General features: G+C 76.0%; 1 protein-coding gene (cut by a window edge). It reads left to right on the top strand.

Annotated features, from left to right (window positions below; all coding sequences use genetic code 11):
* Positions 1–22,731: the 3' portion of a type I polyketide synthase gene (locus tag MTQ01_RS22055; protein ID WP_247492567.1), read on the top strand. 5,823 nt of this gene lie to the left of the window's left edge; 22,731 of the gene's 28,554 nt are visible here — the last part of the coding sequence; the start codon falls outside the window, past its left edge; it ends in the stop codon at positions 22,729–22,731.

The following is a 22,731-nucleotide window of genomic DNA, read 5'->3' as shown; positions in this document are numbered from 1 at the left end:
CCCGCCGTCACCGTCGACACCGCCTGCTCCTCCTCCCTGGTCGCCATGCACTGGGCGATGCAGGCCCTGCGCGCGGGGGAGTGCTCCCTCGCGCTGGCCGGCGGCGTCACCGTGATGTCCACCCCGACCTCGCTCATCGAGTTCTCCCGCCAGCGCGGCCTGTCGCCCGACGGCCGCTGCAAGGCGTTCTCCGACGAGGCCGACGGCGTCGGCTGGTCCGAGGGCATCGGCGTGCTCGTCCTGGAGCGGCTCTCCGACGCGCGCCGCAACGGTCACCGCGTACTGGCCGTGGTGCGCGGTTCCGCCGTCAACCAGGACGGCGCCTCCAACGGCCTCACCGCGCCCAACGGTCCGTCCCAGCAGCGCGTGATCCGGCAGGCCCTCGGCTCGGCCGGGCTCACCACCGCCGACGTCGACGTCGTCGAGGCGCACGGCACCGGTACGCCGCTGGGCGACCCGATCGAGGCGCAGGCGCTGCTGGCCACCTACGGTCAGGACCGCCCCGCCGAACAGCCGCTGCTGCTCGGCTCGGTGAAGTCCAACATCGGCCACACCCAGGCCGCCGCGGGCGTCGCGGGCGTCATCAAGATGGTCATGGCGATGCGCCACGGGCAGCTCCCGCGCACCCTGCACGCCGACGCGCCCTCCCGGCACGTCGACTGGGAGAGCGGCGACGTCACCCTGCTGCGCGAGCAGACCGCCTGGCCCGAGACCGGCCGCCCGCGTCGCGCCGCCGTCTCCTCCTTCGGCATCAGCGGCACCAACGCGCACCTCGTCCTCGAACAGGGCGAACCCGAGCACCCGGCCGCCCCCCGGACCGCCGCACCCGCCGCACCCGCGGCGCTGCCCTGGACCCTGTCCGGCCGCACCCGCCCCGCGCTGCGCGCCCAGGCCGCCCGGCTGCTCGCGCACCTCGACACCCACGACGGCACCGCCGCCGACCTCACCCTCTCGCTGGCCACCACCCGGCCCGCGTTCGAACAGCGCGCCGTGGTCGTCGGCACCCCCGAGGACGCCCGCCGCGCCCTCGCCGCGCTCGCCGCCGACCGGCCCGACCCCGCCCTCGTCCTCGGGGAGACCGGCGGCGCGGGCCGCACCGCCTTCCTCTTCACCGGTCAGGGCAGCCAGCGCCCCGGCACCGGACGCGCCCTGTACGAGCGGTACCCGGTCTTCGCCGAAGCCCTCGACGAGGTGATCGCCCACCTCGACCCGCTGCTCGTCGACGCCCCCGCCGACACGCCGCACGGCTCGCTCAGGGACGTGCTGTTCGCCGCCGACGGCACCCCCGGCGCCGCCGCCCTGCACGAGACGGGCTGGACCCAGCCCGCGCTGTTCGCCCTGGAGACCGCCGCCCACCGGCTCGTCCGCTCCTGGGGCGTGCGTCCGGGCGTGCTGCTCGGCCACTCCGTCGGCTCCGTCGCCGCCGCGCACGCCGCGGGCATCCTCTCCCTCGACGACGCCTGCGCGCTCGTCGCCGCCCGCGCCCGTCTGATGCAGGCCCTGCCCGAGGGCGGCGCCATGTGGTCGCTCCAGGCGTCCGAGGACGAGGTGCTGCCGCTGCTCGAAGAGGTGCGGGACCAGGTCTCCCTCGCCGCCGTCAACGGGCCCTCGGCCGTCGTGGTATCCGGCGAGCAGGACGCCGCCGAACGGATCGCCGCCCACTTCGCCGAACTCGGCCGCACCACCCGCCGTCTGAAGGTCTCGCACGCCTTCCACTCGCCCCGCATGGACGCCATGCTGGACGCCTTCCGCGAGGTCGCCGAGAGCCTCACGTACCACGAGCCGACCGTGCCCGTCGTCAGCGACCTCACCGGCCGTCTCGCCGAGGGCGAGGACCTGCGCACCGCCGACCACTGGGTCCGGCACGTCCGCTCCACCGTCCGGTTCGCCGACGCCGTGCGCGCCGCTCACGCCGCGGGCGCCACCACCTACCTGGAACTCGGCCCCGGCGGCTCCCTGTGCGCCGCCGCCCAGGACACCCTCGGCGACGAGAGCGATGCCGACACCGTCGCGCTGCTGCGCACCGACCGCCCCGAGGACGAGGCCGCCCTCACCGCGCTCGCCCGTCTGCACGTGCGCGGCGTCCGAGTCGACTGGAGCGCCGTCCACCAGGGCACCGGCGCCACCACCGTCGAGCTGCCCACGTACGCCTTCCAGCACCAGACCTACTGGCCCGACACCGCCGCGCCCACCACCCGCCGCACCGCCGGTCCGGCGGACCCCGCCGACCCCTCGGACGCCGCCCTGTGGAGCGCCGTCGAGTCCGGCGACACCGCCTCCCTCGTCGGGCTGCTAGGCCTGCGCGACGAGGAACACGCCTCGCTGTACGCGCTGTTGCCGTCGCTGTCCTCCTGGCGGCGCGCGCGCCAGGAGCGGGCCGTCCTCGACGCCGCCCGCTACCGCGTCGGCTGGCACCCGGCCGCCGCCGAGGGCGCCCCCGTCCTGGACGGAACCTGGCTCGCCGTCACCACCGACGGCGCGGGCACCGACGTACTCGACGCGCTGCGCGGCCACGGAGCCGTCGTCGAACGCCTCGACCTCGACGACGCCCACCGCGACCGCGACCACCTCGCCGCCGCACTGCGCGCCGCCACCGCCGACGGCGTCAACGGCGTGATCTCGCTGCTCCCGCTCGCCGACCCGGCCCGCCCGGACACCGCACTGCCCGCCGGGTTCGCCCTCGGTGTCGTGCTCGCCCAGGCCCTCACCGACATCGGCGCCACCGCCCCGCTGTGGACCGTCACCCGGGGTGCCGTCTCCACCGGCCCCGGCGATCCGCTCACCCACCCCGCGCGCGCCGCCGCCTGGGGCCTCGGCCGGGTCACCGCCCTGGAGCGGCCCGAGCAGTTCAGCGGCCTCGTCGACCTGCCCGAGGTTCTCGACGCACCCGCCACCCAGCGTCTGGTCAGCGTGCTGGCCACCCGCGAGGGAGAGGACCAGCTCGCCGTCCGCGTCGGCGGCGCCTTCGCCCGCCGCGTGGTGCGCCACCCCGGCGACGAACTGCCCCGCGAGGACGCCTTCACCGCCTCGGGCACCGTCCTGGTCACCGGCGGCACCGGCGGCCTCGGCGCGCGTGCCGCCCGCTGGCTCGCCGACGCGGGAGCCGACCACCTGATCCTCACCAGCCGTCGCGGACCGGACGCCCCCGGCGCCGCCGAACTCCGCGCCGAACTGGAGGAGTCGGGCGCCCGGGTCACCCTCGCCGCCTGCGACAGCGCCGACCGCGACGCCCTCGCGGCGGTCCTCGCCGCCGTCCCCGAGGACGCCCCGCTCACCGGTGTCGTGCACGCGGCCGGCGTCGGCCAGGCCGCGCCGCTCGCCGCGACCCCGCTGGACGACGTCGCCGCCGCGATGGCCGCCAAGACCCTGGGCGCCGCGCACCTCGACGCCCTTCTCGAAGGCCACGACCTCGACTTCTTCGTCCTGGTCTCCTCGGTCGCCGGAGTCTGGGGCAGCGCCGGGCAGAGCGCGTACGCCGCCGCCAACGCCTACCTCGACGGCCTCGCCGAGCAGCGCCGCGCGCGCGGCCTCGCCGCCACCTCCGTGGCCTGGGGCCCCTGGGCCGAGGTCGGCATGGCCAGCGCCCACCAGTCGGTCTCCGACAGCTTCGAACGCACCGGTCTGCGGCTGCTCGACCCGGCCACCGCCATGACCGAACTGCGCCGCGCCGTCGTCCGCGGCGAGAGCACCGTCACCGTCGCCGACGTCGACTGGGAGCAGTACCACCCGGTCTTCACCGCCTCCCGTGCCAGCCGCCTCTTCGACGCCCTCGACTCGGTCGCCGCCCTGGCCGCCCCCGCGGCCACCGGCACCGCCTCCGAACTCGCCGTCCGCCTCGGCGGGCTCACCGGCGACGAGCAGGAGCGCCTCCTCGTCGACCTGGTGCGTTCGGAGGCCGCCGTCGTCCTCGGCCACACCTCCGCCGAGGGCGTACCCGCCAAACGCGCCTTCAGGGACGCCGGGTTCGACTCGCTGACCGCCGTCGACCTGCGCAAGCGCCTGGTCGCCCTGACCGGCCTGGCCCTGCCCACCACCCTGGTCTTCGACTACCCCAACCCGGTCGCCCTCGCCCGCCACCTGCGCGGCGAACTCCTCGGCACCGCCGACCCCGCCGCCGTCGTCCTCCCGGCCGCCGCCGCCGACGAGCCCATCGCCATCGTCGGCATGAGCTGCCGCTTCCCCGGCGGCGCCCGATCGGTCGACGCGTTCTGGCGACTCGTCGCCGACAGCACCGACACGATCTCCGAGTTCCCCGTCAACCGCGGCTGGGACGCCGACGCCCTCTACGACCCGGACCCCGACCGGAACGGCACCACCTACTCCACACAGGGCGGATTCCTGCACGACGCGGGCGAGTTCGACGCCGGATTCTTCGGCATCTCGCCCCGTGAGGCCGTCTCCATGGACCCGCAGCAGCGGTTGCTCCTGGAGACCACCTGGGAAGCCTTCGAACACGCCGGGATCGACCCCGCGTCGGTGCACTCCACACCCACCGGCACCTTCATCGGCTCCACCTACCAGGACTACGGCGTCAACATGGACGACGGGTCCGCGGGCCACGCCGTCACCGGTTCGAGCCCCAGCGTGCTCTCCGGGCGCCTCGCCTACACCTTCGGCCTCGAGGGCCCCGCCGTCACCGTCGACACCGCCTGCTCCTCCTCGCTGGTCGCGCTGCACCTGGCCTGCCAGTCGCTGCGCAACGGCGAGTCCACCCTCGCGCTGGCCGGCGGCGCCACCGTCATGACCAACCCGATGCCGTTCATCGCGTTCAGCCGCCAGCGCGCCCTCGCCCGCGACGGCCGCTGCAAGGCGTTCTCCGACGAGGCCGACGGCATGACCCTCGCCGAGGGCATCGGCATCCTCGTCCTGGAGAAGCTCTCGGACGCGCGCCGCAACGGCCACGAGGTGCTCGCCGTCGTCCGCGGCTCCGCCATCAACCAGGACGGCGCCTCCAACGGCCTCACCGCGCCCAACGGCCCCTCCCAGATCCGCGTGATCCGGCAGGCCCTCGGCGCCGCCGGGCTCACCACCGCCGACGTCGACGTCGTCGAGGCGCACGGCACCGGCACCGCGCTCGGCGACCCCATCGAGGCGCAGGCGCTGCTGGCCACCTACGGCCGGGGCCGCGACCCCGAACAGCCGCTGCTGCTCGGCTCGGTGAAGTCCAACATCGGCCACACCCAGTCCGCCGCCGGTGTCGCGGGCATCATCAAGATGGTCATGGCGATGCGCCACGGTCAGCTCCCGCGCACCCTGCACGCCGACACGCCCTCCCGGCACATCGACTGGACCAGCGGCACCGTCCGCCTGATCACCGAGCCCACGCCGTGGAGCCACGAGGACCGGCCGCTGCGCTGCGCCGTCTCCTCCTTCGGCATCAGCGGCACCAACGCGCACGCCGTCCTGGAGCAGGCGCCCGCCGTCGAGGAACCCGCACCGGCCGCCGAGCCGACCCTGCCCGCGGGCGGCACCCTGCCGTGGATCCTGTCCGCCGCCGCCCCGGCCGCCCTGCGCGACCAGGCCGCGCACCTGGCCACCCACCTGGCCGCCGGCACCGCGCCGCACCCCGTCGACGTCGGCCACACCCTGATCACCGCCCGCTCCGTCCTGGAGCACCGCGCCGTCGCCCTGGGCACCGACACGGCCGAACTCCTCGACGCGCTCACCGAGTTCGGCACCGGCACGCCCACCGCCCAGGTGGTGCACGGCACCGCCGACACCGACGGCCGCACCGTCTTCGTCTTCCCGGGCCAGGGCTCCCAGTGGGCCGGCATGGGCGCCGAACTCCTCGACACCTCACCGGTGTTCGCCGAGCGCTTCCACGAGTGCGCCGCCGCCCTGGCCGCCCACACCGACTGGTCCCTCGTCGACGTCGTCCGCCAGGCCGAAGGCGCCCCCACCCTGGACCGGGTGGACGTCGTCCAGCCCGCCACCTGGGCCGTGATGGTCTCCCTCGCAGAACTGTGGCGGGTCCACGGCGTCACCCCCGACGCCGTCATCGGCCACTCCCAGGGCGAGATCGCCGCCGCCGTCGTGTCCGGTGCGCTGTCCCTGGCCGACGGCGCCCGCGTGGTCGCCCTGCGCTCCCAGGCCATCGGCCGCGTCCTCGCCGGAGCGGGCGGCATGATGTCCGTGCAGATCTCCGCGGCCGAGGCCGAGGAGCACCTCGCCCCGCACGACGGCGCCGTCTGCGTCGCCGCCGTCAACGGGCCCCGCTCCGTGGTCCTGGCCGGCACTCCCGAGGCCCTGGACGCCCTGCAGGCCGAGTTCACCGCCCGCGAGCTGCGCGCCCGCCGGGTCGCCGTGGACTACGCCTCGCACTCCGAGCAGGTCGAACGCCTGGAGTCCGAACTCCTCGACGTGCTCGCCCCGGTCGCCCCGCGGGCCGCCCGCGTGCCGTTCCACTCCACCGTCACCGGTGAACTCCTCGACACCACCGGCATGGACGCCGCGTACTGGTACCGCAACCTGCGGCAGACCGTCCGCTTCGACGAAACCGTCCGCGCACTCCTCGACGCCGAGCACACCGTCTTCGTCGAGATCAGCCCCCACCCCGTGCTCACCATGGCCGTCCAGGCCACCGCCGAGGACACCGGCCGCCAGATCGCCGCCGTCGGCACCCTCCGCCGCGACCAGGGCACCACCGGCCGCTTCCTGGCCTCCCTCGCCGAGCAGTGGACCCGCGGCGGACGTGCCGACTGGGCCGCCGTCTACGCCGGGACCGGCGCCCGCAGGACACCCCTGCCCACTTACGCCTTCCAGCGCGAACACCTGTGGGCCGTCGCCGGACGGCCGCAGGGCGGCGGCACCGGGGACCCCGCGGACGCCGAGTTCTGGGCCGAGGTCGAGCAGCAGGACGTGGACTCCCTCGCCTCCCGGCTGCGCGTCGACCACGACGCCCTCGCCCCGCTGCTGCCCGCCCTCTCCACCTGGCGCAAGCAGCGCCGCGACCGCTCCACCGTCGGCTCCTGGCGCTACCGCGCCACCTGGAAGCCGCTCGGCGCGCTGCCCACCGCTCGCCTCGAGGGCACCTGGCTCGTGGTCACCGCCGACGGCACCGACCCCGACCGCGCCGCCGCCGTCTCCGAAGCGCTCACCGCCCACGGAGCCACCGCCCTGCCGCTCGTGCTGAGCGCCGCCGACGCCGACCGCGACGCCCTCACCGAGCGGCTGCGCGCGCTGCCCGAGCTCACCGGCGTCGTGTCGCTGCTCGCCGACGCCGAGGAGATCGGCACCGTCCACCCCGTCCTGACCGACGGTCTCGCCCTCAGCGTCCGGCTGGTCCAGGCGCTCGGCGACGCGGGCACCGACGCACCCGTCTGGGCCGTCACCCGGGGCGCTGTCTCCACCGGCCGCGCCGACCGCCTCACCCGGCCCGTCCAGGCCCTGGTCACCGGTCTCGGCTGGACCGCCGCCCTCGAACACCCCGACCGCTGGGGCGGCACCGTCGACCTGCCCGAGACCCTCGACCGGCGCGCCGCTGAGCGCCTCGCCGCCGTACTCGCCGGGACCACGGGGGACGAGGACCAGCTCGCCGTCCGCGCCGGCGGTGTCCTCGCCCGCCGCATCGCCCCCGCTCCCGCGCCCACCGGCGGCGACTGGAGCCCGCGCGGCACCGTCCTGGTCACCGGCGGCACCGGCACCCTCGGCCCGCACCTGGCCCGCTGGCTCGTCGACCAGGGCGCCCGCGACCTCGTCCTCACCTCACGCCGCGGCGCGGACGCGCCCGGCGCCGACGACCTCGTCGCCGAACTCGCCGAACGCGACTGCCGGGTGACCGTCGCCGCCTGCGACGTGTCCGACCGCGACGCCGTCGCCGCGCTCCTCGACGGGCTCGCCGCCGAGGGCCGCACCGTCCGCAGCGTCTTCCACACCGCCGCCGTCATCGAGCTCCAGTCCCTGGAGGAGACCGGTCTCGACGCGTTCGCGAAGGTCGTCCACGCCAAGACGGCGGGCGCCCGGCACCTCGACGAACTCCTCGACGACGACCAGCTCGACGCGTTCGTCCTCTACTCCTCGACCGCCGGCATGTGGGGCAGTGGCCGCCACGCCGCGTACGTCGCCGCCAACGCCCACCTCAACGCCCTCGCCGAGCACCGCCGCGCCCGCGGCGCCCACGGCACCGCCGTCTCCTGGGGCATCTGGGCCGACGACATGAAGCTCGGCCGTGTCGACCCCACCCAGATCCGCCGCAGCGGACTGGACTTCATGGACCCGAAGCTGGCCCTGGCCGGGCTCCGCCAGGTCCTCGACGGCGACGAGGGTTCGATCGCCGTCGCCGACGTCGACTGGGACCGCTACCACCCCGTCTTCACCTCCTCCCGGCCCACCGACCTCTTCGAGGACGTCCCCGAGGTCCGGGCCCTCACCGAGGAGAACGCGGCCCGCGCCGCCGAGGGCGGCGAGTTCACCGCCCGGCTGCGCGCCCTGCCCGCTGGCGAACAGGACCGGCTCCTGCTCGACCTGGTGCGCTCCGAGGCCGCCACCGTCCTCGGCCACGTCTCCCCGGAGGTCCTCTCCGAGCGCCGCGCCTTCCGCGACGTCGGCTTCGACTCGCTGACCGCCGTCGACCTGCGCAACCGGCTGGCCACGGTCACCGGCCTCACCCTGCCGAGCACCATGGTGTTCGACTATCCGGACCCGCTGGCCCTCGTCGGCTTCCTGCGCGGCCTGATCGGCGGGCCCGAAGCCGACTCCGCGGGACCGGTCGGCACCGCGGTCGCCGTCGACGACGACCCGATCGCCGTCGTCGCGATGAGCTGCCGCTACCCCGGCGGCGTCTCCTCGCCCGAAGCCCTCTGGGACCTCGTCGCGGCGGGCGGCGACGCCATCAGCGGCTTCCCCGACGACCGCGGCTGGGACGCCGACGCCCTCTACGACCCGGACCCCGACCGCCCCGGCACCACCTACTCCACGCAGGGCGGGTTCCTGCACGACGTCGCCGACTTCGACGCCGGGTTCTTCGGCATCTCGCCCCGCGAGGCGCTGGCCATGGACCCGCAGCAGCGCCTCCTGCTGGAGACCGGCTGGGAGGTCATGGAACGCGCGGGGATCGACCCCCACAGCCTGCGCTCCAGCCTCACCGGCACCTTCATCGGTGCCAGCTACCAGGATTACAGCGCCGGCAGCGGCAGCACCGAGGGCGCCGAGGGCCACCTCATCACCGGCACCATCTCCAGCGTCATGTCCGGGCGCCTCGCCTACACCTTCGGCTTCGAGGGACCCGCCGTCACCCTGGACACCGCCTGCTCCTCCTCGCTGGTCGCGCTGCATCTGGCCTGCCAGTCGCTGCGCAACGGCGAGTCCACCCTCGCGCTGGCCGGCGGTGTCAGCGTGATGGCCACCCCGCAGGCCTTCACCGGCTTCAGCAGGCAGCGCGCCATGGCCCCCGACGGCCGCTGCAAGGCGTACGCGGAGGGCGCCGACGGCATGAGCCTCGCCGAGGGCGTCGGTCTCGTCCTCGTCGAACGGCTCTCCGACGCACGTCGCAACGGCCACCCCGTACTCGCCGTGATCCGCGGCTCCGCCGTCAACCAGGACGGCGCCTCCAACGGGCTCACCGCCCCCAACGGCCCCTCCCAGGCCCGTGTCATCCGGCAGGCGCTCGCCAACGCCGGGCTGACCGCGGGCGAGGTCGACGTCGTCGAGGGCCACGGCACCGGCACCGCGCTCGGCGACCCGATCGAGGCGCAGGCCCTGCTCGCCACCTACGGCCAGGACCGGAACGCCGAACGGCCGCTGCTGCTGGGCTCCGTGAAGTCGAACATCGGCCACACCCAGATGGCGTCCGGCATCGCCGGCGTCATGAAGATGGTCATGGCGATGCGGCACGGCACCGTCCCGCGCACCCTGCACATCGACACCCCCTCCAGCCACGTCGACTGGACCTCGGGCGCGATCGACCTCGTCACCGACACCGTGTCCTGGCCCGAGACCGGCCGCCCCCACCGGGCCGGCATCTCCTCCTTCGGACTTTCCGGCACCAACGTCCACACCATCGTCGAGCAGGTCGTCACCGACGAGCCCGCCGGCGCCCCCGCCGTCGAGCCCGCCACCGACCCGGACGCGCTCCCCGACGGCGTACCCGCGGTGCTCTCCGCGCGCACCGCCCCCGCCCTGCGCGATCAGGCCGGCCGTCTCCTCACCCACCTCACCGACCACCCCGAACTGCCCCTGACCGACCTGGCCGCCTCCCTGGCCGGGTCCCGCGCCGCCCTCGAACACCGGGCCGCCGTGCTGCCCGGCGACCGCGAACACCTGCTGCGCGCCCTCACCGCGCTGCGCGACGGCACCCCCGACGGCGGCCTGCTCACCGGCAGCCCCGCCCGCGGCAGGCTCGCCTTCCTCTTCACCGGCCAGGGCAGCCAGCGCGCCGCCGCGGGCCGCGAACTGTACGAGCGGCACCCGGAGTTCGCCGACGCGCTGGACGCCGTCCTCACCCACTTCGACCAGGAACTCGACCGCCCGCTGCGCGAGGTCCTGTTCGCCGAGGACGGCACTCCGGAAGCCGACCTGCTGCACGACACCGCCTACACCCAGCCCGCCCTGTTCGCTCTCGAAGTCGCCCTCTACCGGCTCGTCGAGTCCTGGGGCGTGCGTCCGGACAGCGTCGCGGGCCACTCCATCGGCGAGATCGCCGCCGCGCACGTCGCCGGGGTGTTCTCCCTGGCGGACGCCTGCACCCTGGTCGCCGCCCGCGGCCGCCTGATGGCCGCTCTCCCGTCCGGCGGCGCCATGATCGCCGTCGAGGCCGCCGAGGACGAGGTGCTGCCCCTGCTGGCGGGCCTGGAGGACCGGGTCTCCCTCGCCGCCGTCAACGGCCCCCGCGCCGTCGTCGTGGCCGGAGACGCCGAACCGGTCGCCCGGGTCGCCGCCCTCCTGGCCGAGGAGGGCCGCCGCACCCGCGAACTGCGGGTCAGCCACGCCTTCCACTCGCCGCGCATGGACGCCATGCTCGACGACTTCGCCCGCGTCGCCCGCACTCTGACCTACGAGGCGCCCCTGCTCGCCGTGGTCTCCACGGTCACCGGCGAACTCGCCGGCGCGGCCGAACTCGCCACCCCCGACTACTGGGTCGGCCAGGTCCGCGCCACCGTCCGGTTCGCCGACGCGGTCCGGGCCCTGCACCGCCAGGGCATCACCTCCTACCTCGAACTCGGCCCCGACGGCACCCTGTCCGCCGCCGCCCGCGCCGTCCTCGACGACCCCGAAGGTTCCGAAGGCCCCGAGAGCCCCGCGGCCGCCCGCCCCGCCACCACCGTGCCCGCACTCCGCCGCGACCGCGCCGAAGTGCCCTCGCTCACCGCCGCCCTGGCCCGTCTGCACGTCGACGGCGTCCCCGTCGACTGGACCGCCGTCCTCGACGGCGCCGGCGCCCGCCGCGTCGATCTGCCCACGTACGCCTTCCAGCGCAGCCGCTACTGGCCCGACACCACCGCCGCCCCGACAGCCGTCCACGGAGCCGCCGACGACGGCACCGACGCGGCGTTCTGGGCCGCCGTCGAACGCGCCGACCTGCCCGCGCTCGGCGCCGACCTCGGCCTCGACGACGACACCGTCGCCGCCCTCGTCCCGGCGCTCTCCTCATGGCGGCGCCGCCGTGCCGAGCGCGCCACCGCCGACGGCCGACGGCACCGCGTCCTGTGGAAGGTGCTCGACGGCGCACCCACCGCCCGCCCCGACGGCACCTGGCTGGTCCTGCGTCCCGCCGGCGACCCGACGCCCGACGCCACCGCCCTCCTCGACGCTCTCGGCCTCGCCACCACCGACGTCCCCGTCGACGCCGCTGACACCGCCGACCGCGCCGCGCTCGCCGACACCCTGCGCGAACTCCCGCGCCCCGAAGGCGGGTTCACCGGCGTCCTGGCCCTGTCGGCCCTCGCCGACGGCGACCGCGACGGCGACCCGGCCGGAACCGGCGCCGTCGTCCCCACCGCCACGGCCCTGACGGCGCTCGCCGACGCCGGGATCGACGCCCCGGTCTGGATCATCACCCGCCAGGCCGTCAGCACCGGCCGCGCCGACCGCCTCGCCCACCCCGGGCAGGCCGCCCTCTGGGGTCTCGGCCGCGCCGCCGCCCTCGAACAGCCCGACCGCCGCATCACCCTCGTCGACCTGCCCGAGCAGATCGACGAGCGCATCGTGCGCCGCCTCGCCCACCACCTCGCCGCCCCGGGCGACGAGCCGCAGCTCGCCGTCCGCGCCTCCGCGACCCACGCCCGTCGCCTCGCCCACCACCCGGCGCCGCAGCGGCCCGCGCGCACCTTCGCCCCCGAAGGCACCGTGCTGATCACCGGCGGCACCGGCGCTCTCGGCGCCCGGGTCGCCCGCCGTCTCGCCGACCGCGGCACCCCGCACCTGCTGCTCACCAGCCGGCGCGGCGCCGACGCCCCCGGTGCCGCCGAACTCGCCGCCGAACTGCGGGAGTCGGGCGCCCTGGTCACCGTCGCCGCCTGCGACACCGCCGACCGGGACGCCCTCGCCGAGCTGCTGGCCGCCGTCCCCGCCGACCACCCGCTCACCACCGTCGTCCACGCGGCCGGTGTCCTCGACGACGGACTCCTGGACACGCTCACCCCCGAGCGGTTCGCCACCGTCCTGGACGCCAAGGCCCGCTCCGCCGCCCACCTCCACGACCTGACCCGCGATCTCGGCCTCACCGACTTCGTGCTGTTCTCCTCCACCGCGGGTGCCCTCGGCGCCGCCGGACAGGGCAACTACGCCGCCGCCAACGCCTACCTCGACGCTCTCGCCGAGCACCGGCGCGAACTCGGCCTGCCCGCCACCTCGGTGGCCTGGGGCCCGTGGTCCGGCACCGGCATGGCCGGTGAAGGCACCGGAGTCGAGGACCGGGTCCGCCGCGGCGGCTACCACCCGATGAGCCCCGAGGACGGCCTCGCCGCCCTCGACGAGGCCGTCGGACACGGCGACACCGCACTCGTCGTCGCCGACATCGACTGGCAGCGCTACGCCACCGTCTTCGCTCCCAACCGGGCCCTCGTCGGCGATCTGCCCGAACTGCGCACCGCCGCCACCGCCACCACCCCGGGCGACACCGAACCGGCCCTGCGCCGCGAGGTCGCCGCCCGGACCGGCGCGGCCCGCGAACGGTACGTGCTCGACTTCCTGCGAGCCCAGGTCGCCGCCGTCCTCGGCCACCCCGACCCCGACTCCGTCGAACCCGACCGGGCCTTCACCGACCTCGGCTTCGACTCGCTGACCACCGTCGAACTCCGCAACACCCTCGGCGCCACCACCGGTCTGCGGCTGCCCGCCACGCTCGTCTACGACTTCCCGACCGCCCGCGACCTCGCCGCCCACCTCCTCACCGAGATCCTCGGCGACCTGCCCGACACCACCGCGGGCGCCACCGCGGGCACCGGCCGCGCCACCGACGACGATCCGATCGTCGTGGTCGGCATGGGCTGCCGCTTCCCGGGCGGCGTCGAGTCGCCCGAGGACCTGTGGCGGCTCCTGGACGAGGGCCGCGACGCCGTGTCCGGCTTCCCCACCGACCGCGGCTGGGACCTGGACGCCCTCGCCCGCGGCGGCTCGGCCACCCTGGAGGGCGGCTTCCTCGACGGCGCCGGACGCTTCGACGCCGCGTTCTTCGGGATCTCGCCGCGCGAGGCGCTCGCCATGGACCCCCAGCAGCGGCTCCTCCTGGAGACCAGCTGGGAGGCGCTGGAGCGCTCCGGCATCGACCCGCAGCGCCTGCGCGGTTCCGCCACCGGCGTCTTCGTCGGCACCAACGGCCAGGACTACGCGACCATGCTCCGCCGGGGCACCACCGACGTCCGCGGCCACGCCGCCACCGGCACCACCGCCAGCGTCATGTCGGGCCGCCTCTCCTACACCCTCGGGCTGGAGGGCCCGGCGATCACCGTCGACACCGCCTGCTCCTCCGCCCTGGTCGCCCTCCACATGGGCGCGGGCGCGCTGCGCTCGGGCGAGTGCTCCCTGGCCCTTGCGGGCGGCGTCTCGGTGATGGCCAGCCCCGACGCGTTCGTGGAGTTCACCGCGCAGGGCGGTCTCGCGGGCGACGGCCGCTGCAAGGCGTTCGCCGACTCCGCCGACGGCACCGCCTGGTCCGAGGGCGCCGGCGTCCTCGTACTGGAACGGCTCTCCGACGCACGCCGCAACGGCCACCCCGTCCTCGCGGTCCTCAGCGGCTCCGCCGTCAACCAGGACGGCGCCTCCAACGGGCTCACCGCCCCCAACGGCCGCGCCCAGCAGCGCGTTCTGCGCCAGGCGCTCGCCGACGCACGCCTCGCCCCCACCGACATCGACGCCGTCGAGGCGCACGGCACCGGCACCACGCTCGGCGACCCGATCGAGGCGCACGCCCTCATCGCCGCCTACGGCGAGGGCCGCGACCCGTCCAGGCCGCTGCTGCTCGGCACCGTCAAGTCCAACCTGGGCCACACCCAGGCCGCCGCCGGTGCCGCGGGTGTCATCAAGACCGTCCTCGCCCTGGGCCGCGCGCACCTCCCGCGCACCCTGCACGTGGACGCCCCGTCCTCCCACGTCGACTGGTCCGCGGGCACCGTGGAACTGCTGCGCGAGCAGCGCGCCTGGCCCGAGACCGGACGCCCGCGCCGGGCCGGCGTCTCCGCGTTCGGCGTGAGCGGCACCAACGCTCACGTCATCCTCGAACAGCCGGTGCAGGTCCCCGAGGAGCAGGCACCGGAGGCGACCGGGCCCGTCCCGACCGTCCTGCCGTGGCTGCTCTCCGCCCGCTCCGAGCAGGCGCTCACCGCCCAGGCGGCCCGCCTCGACGCCTTCACCGCGTCCCGTCCCGAGGTCCCGGCCCTCGACACCGCCTACAGCCTGGCCGTCGGCCGCAGCGCCTTCGCACACCGTGCGGTCCTGCTGGTCACGCCCGCCGGCGAGCCGGTGGAGACCGTCCGCGACCGCGCCACCGACCGCCGCCCCGCCGTGCTGTTCTCGGGTCAGGGTTCGCAGCGGGCCGGGATGGGTCGTGAACTGTACGACCGTTTCCCGGTGTTCGCGGAGGCGTTGGACGCGGCGTTGGCTCGTCTGGATGTTCCGGAGCTGCGGGAGGTGCTGTTCGCCGAGGACGACGAGCGGCTGCACTCCACCGGCTGCACGCAGCCCGCGCTGTTCGCCGTCGAGGTCGCGCTCTACCGGCTGCTTGAATCCCTGGGTCTGGCGCCGGAGTTCGTGGCCGGTCACTCCATCGGTGAGATCGCCGCCGCACACGTCGCCGGGGTCTTCTCGCTGGACGACGCCTGCACCCTCGTCGCCGCCCGCGCCCGCCTCATGCAGGAACTGCCGTCCGGTGGCGCCATGGTGGCCGTCCAGGCGACCGAGGCCGAGGTCTCGCCGCGCCTGACCGCGGGCGTCTCGCTGGCCGCCGTCAACGGACCCGACTCCGTCGTCATCGCCGGAGACGAGTCCGAAGTCCTCGCGCTGGCCGCGGAGTTCACCGCCGAGGGCCGCAAGACCCAGCGTCTCTCCGTCAGTCACGCCTTCCACTCGTCGCTGATGGACCCGATGCTCGACGCCTTCCGCGCCGTCGCGGAGGGGCTCAGCTACGCCGAGCCGAAGATCCCGGTGGTCTCCAACGTCACCGGCGCTCTCGCCGAGCCCGGCCGACTGACCAACCCCGCCTACTGGGTGGAGCACGTCCGGGCGACGGTCCGGTTCGCGGACGGGGTGCGTGCGCTCGCCGACGCGGGTGCCGACGCCTTCCTGGAGGTCGGCCCGCACGGCGTGCTGACCGGCATGGCCGCCCGCGTCCTGGACGACGACGCCGTCTCCGTACCCGCCCTGCGCAAGGACCGCGGCGAGGAGACCGCCCTGCTCACGGCGGTGGCCCGCCTGTACGCGGCCGGTGTCGCCGTCGACTGGACCGCCTGGTTCGAGGGCAGCGGCGCCCGCCGCACCGAACTGCCCACCTACGCCTTCCAGCGCGAGCTGTACTGGCCCGAGCCCGCCGGCGGGACCGGCGCCGACACCGGAGCGGACCCGGTGGACGCCGAGTTCTGGGCCGCCGTCGAACGCGAGGACCTGGAGTCCCTCTCCAGCACCCTCGACCTCGACGACGCGCTCCTGTCGAGCGTGCTGCCCGCCCTGTCGACCTGGCGGCGCGGTCTGTCCGAGCGCTCCCTGCTCGACGGCTGGCGCTACCGGGTGACCTGGCGGCCCGTCACCCCGGCCGCCACCGGGACGAGCGGACCGTGGCTGGTCCTCACCCCGGCGACGCCCGACGACGACCAGTGGACCGAGGCCCTCGTCGCCGCGCTCGGCACCGACGCGACCCGTCTCGCTCTCCCGGACGCCGACGCCCCCGCTGACGCCGCCCTCGCCGCACTGCGGGACGCGGCCACCGACACCGCCTGGGCCGGAGTCCTGTCCCTGCGCGCTGCCGCTCCCGACGCCCTGCTGCCGCTCCTCGCGGACGCCGGGATCGACGCCCCGCTGTGGTGCGTCACTCGGGGCGCCGTCGCCGTGGGCCGCGCCGACCGGGCAGCCGACCCCGAAGAGGCCGCCGTCTGGGGCCAGGGCCGGGTCATCGCCCTGGAGGAGCCCGAGCGCTGGGGCGGACTCCTCGACGTCGACCTGATCGCCGACGACCGCGCCGCCGAACGACTGCGCGCCGTTCTGGCGCCGGCCCCGGCCGACACCCCCGCCGAGGACCAGGTCGCGCTGCGCTCCTCCGGTCTCTTCGGCCGCCGCCTCACCCGGGCGGCCGGCGGGCAGCGTGCCGACTGGCGGCCCACCGGAACCGTCCTGGTCACCGGCGGTCCCGAGGGCTTCGGCGGGCACGTCGCCCGCTGGCTCGCCGCGCACGGTGCCGCCGAGGTGCTCCTCGCCGGGCCCGAGGCCCCGCAGGACGCCGTCGACGCGCTCCTGGCCGACGTCGAGGCGGCGGGCGCCGTCCTCACCGTCGTACGCCACGACGACCCGGCCGCGCCGGGGCCGCTCGTCGACGCCGTCGCCGCGCTGCCCGCCGAGCGTCCGCTGACCGCCGTCGTCCACACCGGCGACAGCGGCGCTGCGCAGGCGCCGGATCCGGCGACCGCGGTGGCCGGGGTGCGCGCCGCGTACGAGGCGCTGACGGCCGCCGTCGGAACGTCCGTCCTCGACGCGTTCGTCGTCTTCGGCTCCATCTCCGCCGTCTGGGGCGTGAGCGGGCAGGGCGCCGGCGCCGCTGCGGGCGCCTGCCTGGACTCCCTCGTCCGGCAGCACCGGGCCCGCGGCACCAACGCCGTCTCCGTCTCCTGGAGCGCCTGGGACGGAGCCGGTCCCGAGGGGCTCGCCGCCCATCTGCGCGCCAACGGCCTGCCCGCCCTGGCACCCGACCGCGCGCTCGCCGCGCTCGCCGCGGTGACCGGCGAGGCGGCCGAGGACCCGACCGCCGACGCCTCCGTGACCGTCGCGGACGTCGCCTGGGACCGCTTCGCCCCCGCCTTCACCCGCACCCGCCCCGGCGCGCTCTTCACCGAACTGCCCGAGGCCCGCGACGCCCTGCGCGGCGCCGAGGGCGACGGCGGCGACGCCGGAACCGTCGCCGTGCTGCGCGACCGGCTGCGGCAGACGGACCCCGCCGACCGCGCCCGGGAGCTGCTCGACGTGGTCGTCACCGACGTCGCAGTCGTCCTCGGACACTCCGACGCCGGCACCGTCCCCGCCGAACTCGCCTTCAAGGACCTCGGCTTCGACTCGCTCACCGCCGTCGACCTGCGCAACCGCCTCGCCGTCAGCACCGGGCTCACCCTGCCCGCGACGCTGGTCTTCGACTACCCGACGCCCGCCGTACTCGCCGACCACCTGCTCGCCGAACTCCTCGGCGCACAGGTCGAGTCGGCCGCCGTCACGACCCGCGGCGGTGCCGACGCCGACGACCCGATCGTCATCGTCGGCATGAGCTGCCGCTACCCCGGCGACGTCCGTTCGCCCGAGGACCTGTGGGCGCTGCTCGGCGCCGGGACCGACGCCATCGGCGGCTTCCCCACCGACCGCGGCTGGGACCTCGAACGGCTCCTGCACGGCGACCGCGAAGGCCGCGGCCGCAGCGTCACCCGCGAGGGCGGATTCCTCTACGACGTCGCCGACTTCGACCCCGCCTTCTTCGGGATCTCGCCCCGCGAGGCCCTGGTCATCGACCCGCAGCAGCGGATCGTCCTCCAGGCCGCCTGGGAGGCCCTGGAGCGGTCCGGGATCGACCCGGCGCAGCTGCGCGGCGGCGACACCGGAGTCTTCGTCGGCGGCGGCAGCGGCGACTACCGCCCCGCCATCGGCCAGTCGGGACACGTCGAGACCGCTCAGTCGGCGAGCCTCCTCTCCGGCCGCCTCTCCTACACGCTCGGTCTCGAAGGGCCCTCGGTCAGCGTCGACACCGCCTGTTCCTCCTCCCTGACCGCCCTGCACCTCGCCGCCCAGGCGATCCGCGCGGGGGAGTGCTCGCTGGCCCTCGCGGGCGGCGTCACCGTGATGTCGACCCCGGTCGGCTTCGTCGAGTTCGGCGAGATGGGCGCGCTCTCCCCGGACGGCCGCTGCAAGCCGTTCTCCGACGACGCCGACGGCACCGCCTGGGCCGAGGGCGTGGGCATGCTGGTCGTGGAGCGCCTCTCCGACGCCCGCAGCCGCGGCCACGAGGTACTGGCCGTGCTGCGCGGCTCCGCCGTCAACCAGGACGGCGCCTCCAACGGGCTCACCGCCCCCAACGGCCCCTCCCAGCAGCGCGTCATCCGCAAGGCGCTGGCCGCCGCCGGGCTCACCGCCCGCGACGTCGACGCCGTCGAGGCGCACGGCACCGGCACCACCCTGGGCGACCCGATCGAGGCGCAGGCCCTGCTGGCCACCTACGGGCGGGACCGGCCCGAGGACCGGCCGCTGCTGCTGGGCTCGGTGAAGTCCAACATCGGCCACACGCAGGCCGCTTCCGGCGTCGCCGGGATCATCAAGATGGTCCTCGCCATGCGCCACGGGACCCTGCCCCGCACCCTGCACGCCGACACGCCCTCCCGGCACATCGAGTGGGACCCGGACGCGGTGCGGCTGCTGACCGAGCCCGCCGAGTGGCCCGAGAGCGGCAGGTCCCGCCGCGCCGCCGTCTCCTCCTTCGGGGCCAGCGGCACCAACGCCCACGTCATCCTCGAACAGCCCCCGGCCACCGCCGGATCGGCCACCGCCGGCGCCGCCGACCCGTCCACCGCACCGGACGCCGACGCGCGGCCGCTGCCCGTACCGCTGTCCGCCGCCACCGCGGACGCGCTCGTCGAGCAGGCCGTCCGGCTGCGGGACCGGCTCGCCGCTGCACCCGCCGACCGGCCGACCCCCGCCGACCTCGCGCTCTCCCTGGGCACCACCCGGTCCGCGTTCGAACACCGCGCGGTCCTCGCCGTCCAGGGACGCGACGAGCTCCTCACCGCGCTCACCGCGCTCGCCGAGGGCCGCTCCGACGCGAACGTCCTGCGGGGCCGCACCGCCCCCGGCGGACGCACCGCGTTCCTCTTCCCCGGCCAGGGCTCCCAGCGGGCCGGTGCGGGCCGCACCCTCTACGCCCGCTTCCCGGTCTTCGCCGCCGCCCTCGACGAGGTCCTCGCCCACTTCGACCGGCACCTCGAACGCCCGCTGCGCGACGTCATGTTCGCGGCCGAGGGCGACCCGGAGGCCGATCTCCTCGACTCCACCGGCTGGACCCAGCCCGCGCTCTTCGCGCTCGGCGTGGCCCTGCACCGGCTCGTCGAGTCCTGGGGCGTGCGGCCCGACCTGCTCGCCGGTCACTCGGTCGGCGAGATCGCGGCGGCCCACGTCGCCGGGGTGTTCACCCTGGAGGACGCCTGCCGGATCGTCGCCGCCCGCGCCCGCCTCATGCAGGCGCTCCCGGCCGGCGGTGCCATGCTCGCCGTCCGCGCCGCCGAGGACGAGGTCGCCCCGCATCTGACCGACCGCGTCTCGCTGGCCGCCGTCAACGGGCCGGAGGCGGTCGTGATCTCCGGCGACGAGGACGCGGTGGCCGCGCTCGCCGACGAGTTCGCCGCACTCGGCCGGAAGACTAGGCGTTTGCGGGTGAGCCATGCGTTTCACTCACTGCACATGGACGCCATGCTCAAGGACTTCGAACAGGTCACCCGGAGCGTGTCGTACACCTCGCCGAAGCTGCCCCTGGTGTCGAACCTCACCGGGGAACCGGCCACCGACGACCAGGTGTGCGACCCCGGGTACTGGGTCGAGCACGTCCGCCGGGCGGTCCGCTTCGGCGACGGGGTCCGCACCCTGGCGGGCCGCGGCGCGACGCGCTACCTCGAACTCGGCCCCGACGGTGTGCTGTGCAGCCTCGCCCAGGACACCCTCGACGTCCTCGCCGACGAGAACCGGCCCGCCCCCGCGGTCGTCCCGGCCCTGCGCACCGGACGTGACGAGGAGCGCTCGCTGATCGCCGCGGTCGCCCGGCTGCACGCGGCCGGACAGTTCGTCGACTGGCCCGCGCTCCTCGACGGCACCGGCGCCCGCCGCGTCGACCTGCCCACCTACCCGTTCCGCAAGCAGCGGTTCTGGCCCGACGAGGCACCGGCCGCCACCGCGCCGACCACCACCGACGCGGGCGACGCAGAGTTCTGGGCCGCGGTCCAGGACGAGAAGTTCGACTCCCTCGCCGGTGAACTGGGCGTCGACGGCGAGGCGTTGGAGCAGGTCCTGCCCGCGCTGCGCGACTGGCGCCGCAAGCACGGCGACCAGTCCACCGTCGACGGCTGGCGCCAGCGCATCGCCTGGCGGCCCCTGAACCGCGCCACCGCCGGCACCCCCGCCGGCACCTGGCTCGCCGTGGTCCCCGCCGACCACGCCGACCACCCGTGGACCGGCTCCGTGCTGAGCAGCCTCGGCACCGGCGCCCGCGTCCTCACGGTGGCCGGACAGGACCGCGCGGCACTCGCCGCCGAGATCGGCGAACTCCTCGCCCGCGAAGGCCAGTTGACGGGCGTGGTGTCCCTGCTCGCCCTCGCCGGACAGGACGGGCCCACCGAGGGAGCCGCCGCCGGACTCACCGGGGGAGTGCCCACCGGCGCCGCCCTCACCGCCACCCTGCTCCAGGCGCTCGGCGACGCCCGCACCGACGCCCCGCTGTGGTGCCTCACCCGCGCCGCGGCCGCCGTCTCGCCCGCCGACACCGTCGACGAGCCCCTCCAGGCCGCCGTCCACGGACTCGGCCGGGTCGCGGCGCTGGAGTACCCGCAGCGCTGGGGCGGCACCATCGACCTGCCCCGCCTCCTCGACGAGCGGACCGCGGAGCGCCTGGCCGCCGTCCTCGCCGACCCCGAGGGCGAGGACCAGCTCGCCGTACGGCCCGGCGCGGTCTTCGGCCGCCGCCTGGCCGCCGTCCGCCCCGGCACCCCCAAGGCCTGGCAGCCCAGCGGCACCGTCCTGATCACCGGCGGCACCGGCGCCCTCGGCGCCCGTACCGCCCGCAGGCTCGCCGGAGCGGGCGCCCGCCGCCTGCTGCTCCTCAGCCGCACCGGTCCCGACGCCGAGGGCGCCGCCGAACTCGCCGCCGACCTGCGGGCGCTCGGCGCCGAACCCGTCATCACCGCCTGCGACACCGCGGACCGCGACCAGCTCGCCGCCGTGCTCGCCGCGGTGCCCGAGGACGCGCCCCTCACCGGCGTCGTCCACACCGCGGGAGTCCTCGACGACGGTGTCGTGGACGGCCTGACCCCCGACCGGTTCGCCGCCGTCTTCCGGGCCAAGGTCGCCTCCGCGCTGCTCCTCGACGAGCTGACCCGCGGCCACGACCCGGAGGTCTTCGCGCTCTTCTCGTCCGCGTCCGCCGCCGTCGGCAACCCCGGCCAGGGCACCTACGCGGCAGCCAACGCGGTCCTGGACGCGCTCGCCGAACGCCGCCGTGCCGAGGGCCTTCCGGCGACCTCCGTCGCCTACGGCGCCTGGGGCGGGGAGGGCATGGCCGACGGCGTCCGCGCCGCCGCGCTCGCCCGCCGCACCGGCATCCGGCCGCTCGACCCGGACCTCGCGGTCCTGGCCCTGCGCCAGGTCGTCTCGGACACCGACCCGGTCGCCGTCGTGGCCGACGTCGACCCGGAGCGGTTCGTCCGCGCCTTCACCAGCGTCCGGCCGAGCAGCCTGCTCGCCGAGATGCCCGCCCACGCCGCCCTCACCGCCGCTCCCACCGGCGACACCGGGCCGTCGGCGACCGGTCTGCGGGAGCGGCTGGCCCGCCTGCCCGAGGGCCGCCGCACCGCAAACGTCCTCACCCTGGTGCGCGAGCGCGCCGCCGAGGTCCTCGGCCACACCGGAACCGACCAGGTCGGACCCGACCAGGCCTTCCGCGACCTCGGATTCGATTCACTGGGCGCCGTCGAGCTGCGCAACCAGCTCGGCGCCGCCACCGGACTCACCCTGTCCGCGACCCTCGTCTTCGACCACCCCACCCCCGCCGCTCTCGCCCGGCACGTCCTCGACCAGCTCCTCCCCGACGGCACCGGCGGCACCGACGCCGCCGCCGACGGCGACGAGGAGCGGGCCGTGCGCGCCGCCCTGGCATCCGTCCCGATGGAACGGCTGCGCGAGAACGGGTTCCTGGACCGACTGCTGGAACTCGCCGGGCAGCACCCGGCCGGCAGCGACCAGGACACCGCCCCCGGCGACGGCATCGACGACGCGACCGACGCGTCGATCGACGCCATGGAGATCGACGACCTGGTGCAAGCGGCACTCAACGGCAACTCTGACAATGAGCGGGACTGA

The organism is Streptomyces sp. XM4193 (assembly GCF_023072595.1).
Classification (GTDB): domain Bacteria; phylum Actinomycetota; class Actinomycetes; order Streptomycetales; family Streptomycetaceae; genus Streptomyces.
Note: the sequence above shows the minus strand (reverse complement) of the source record. Positions and strands in the feature narration are given on the sequence as shown.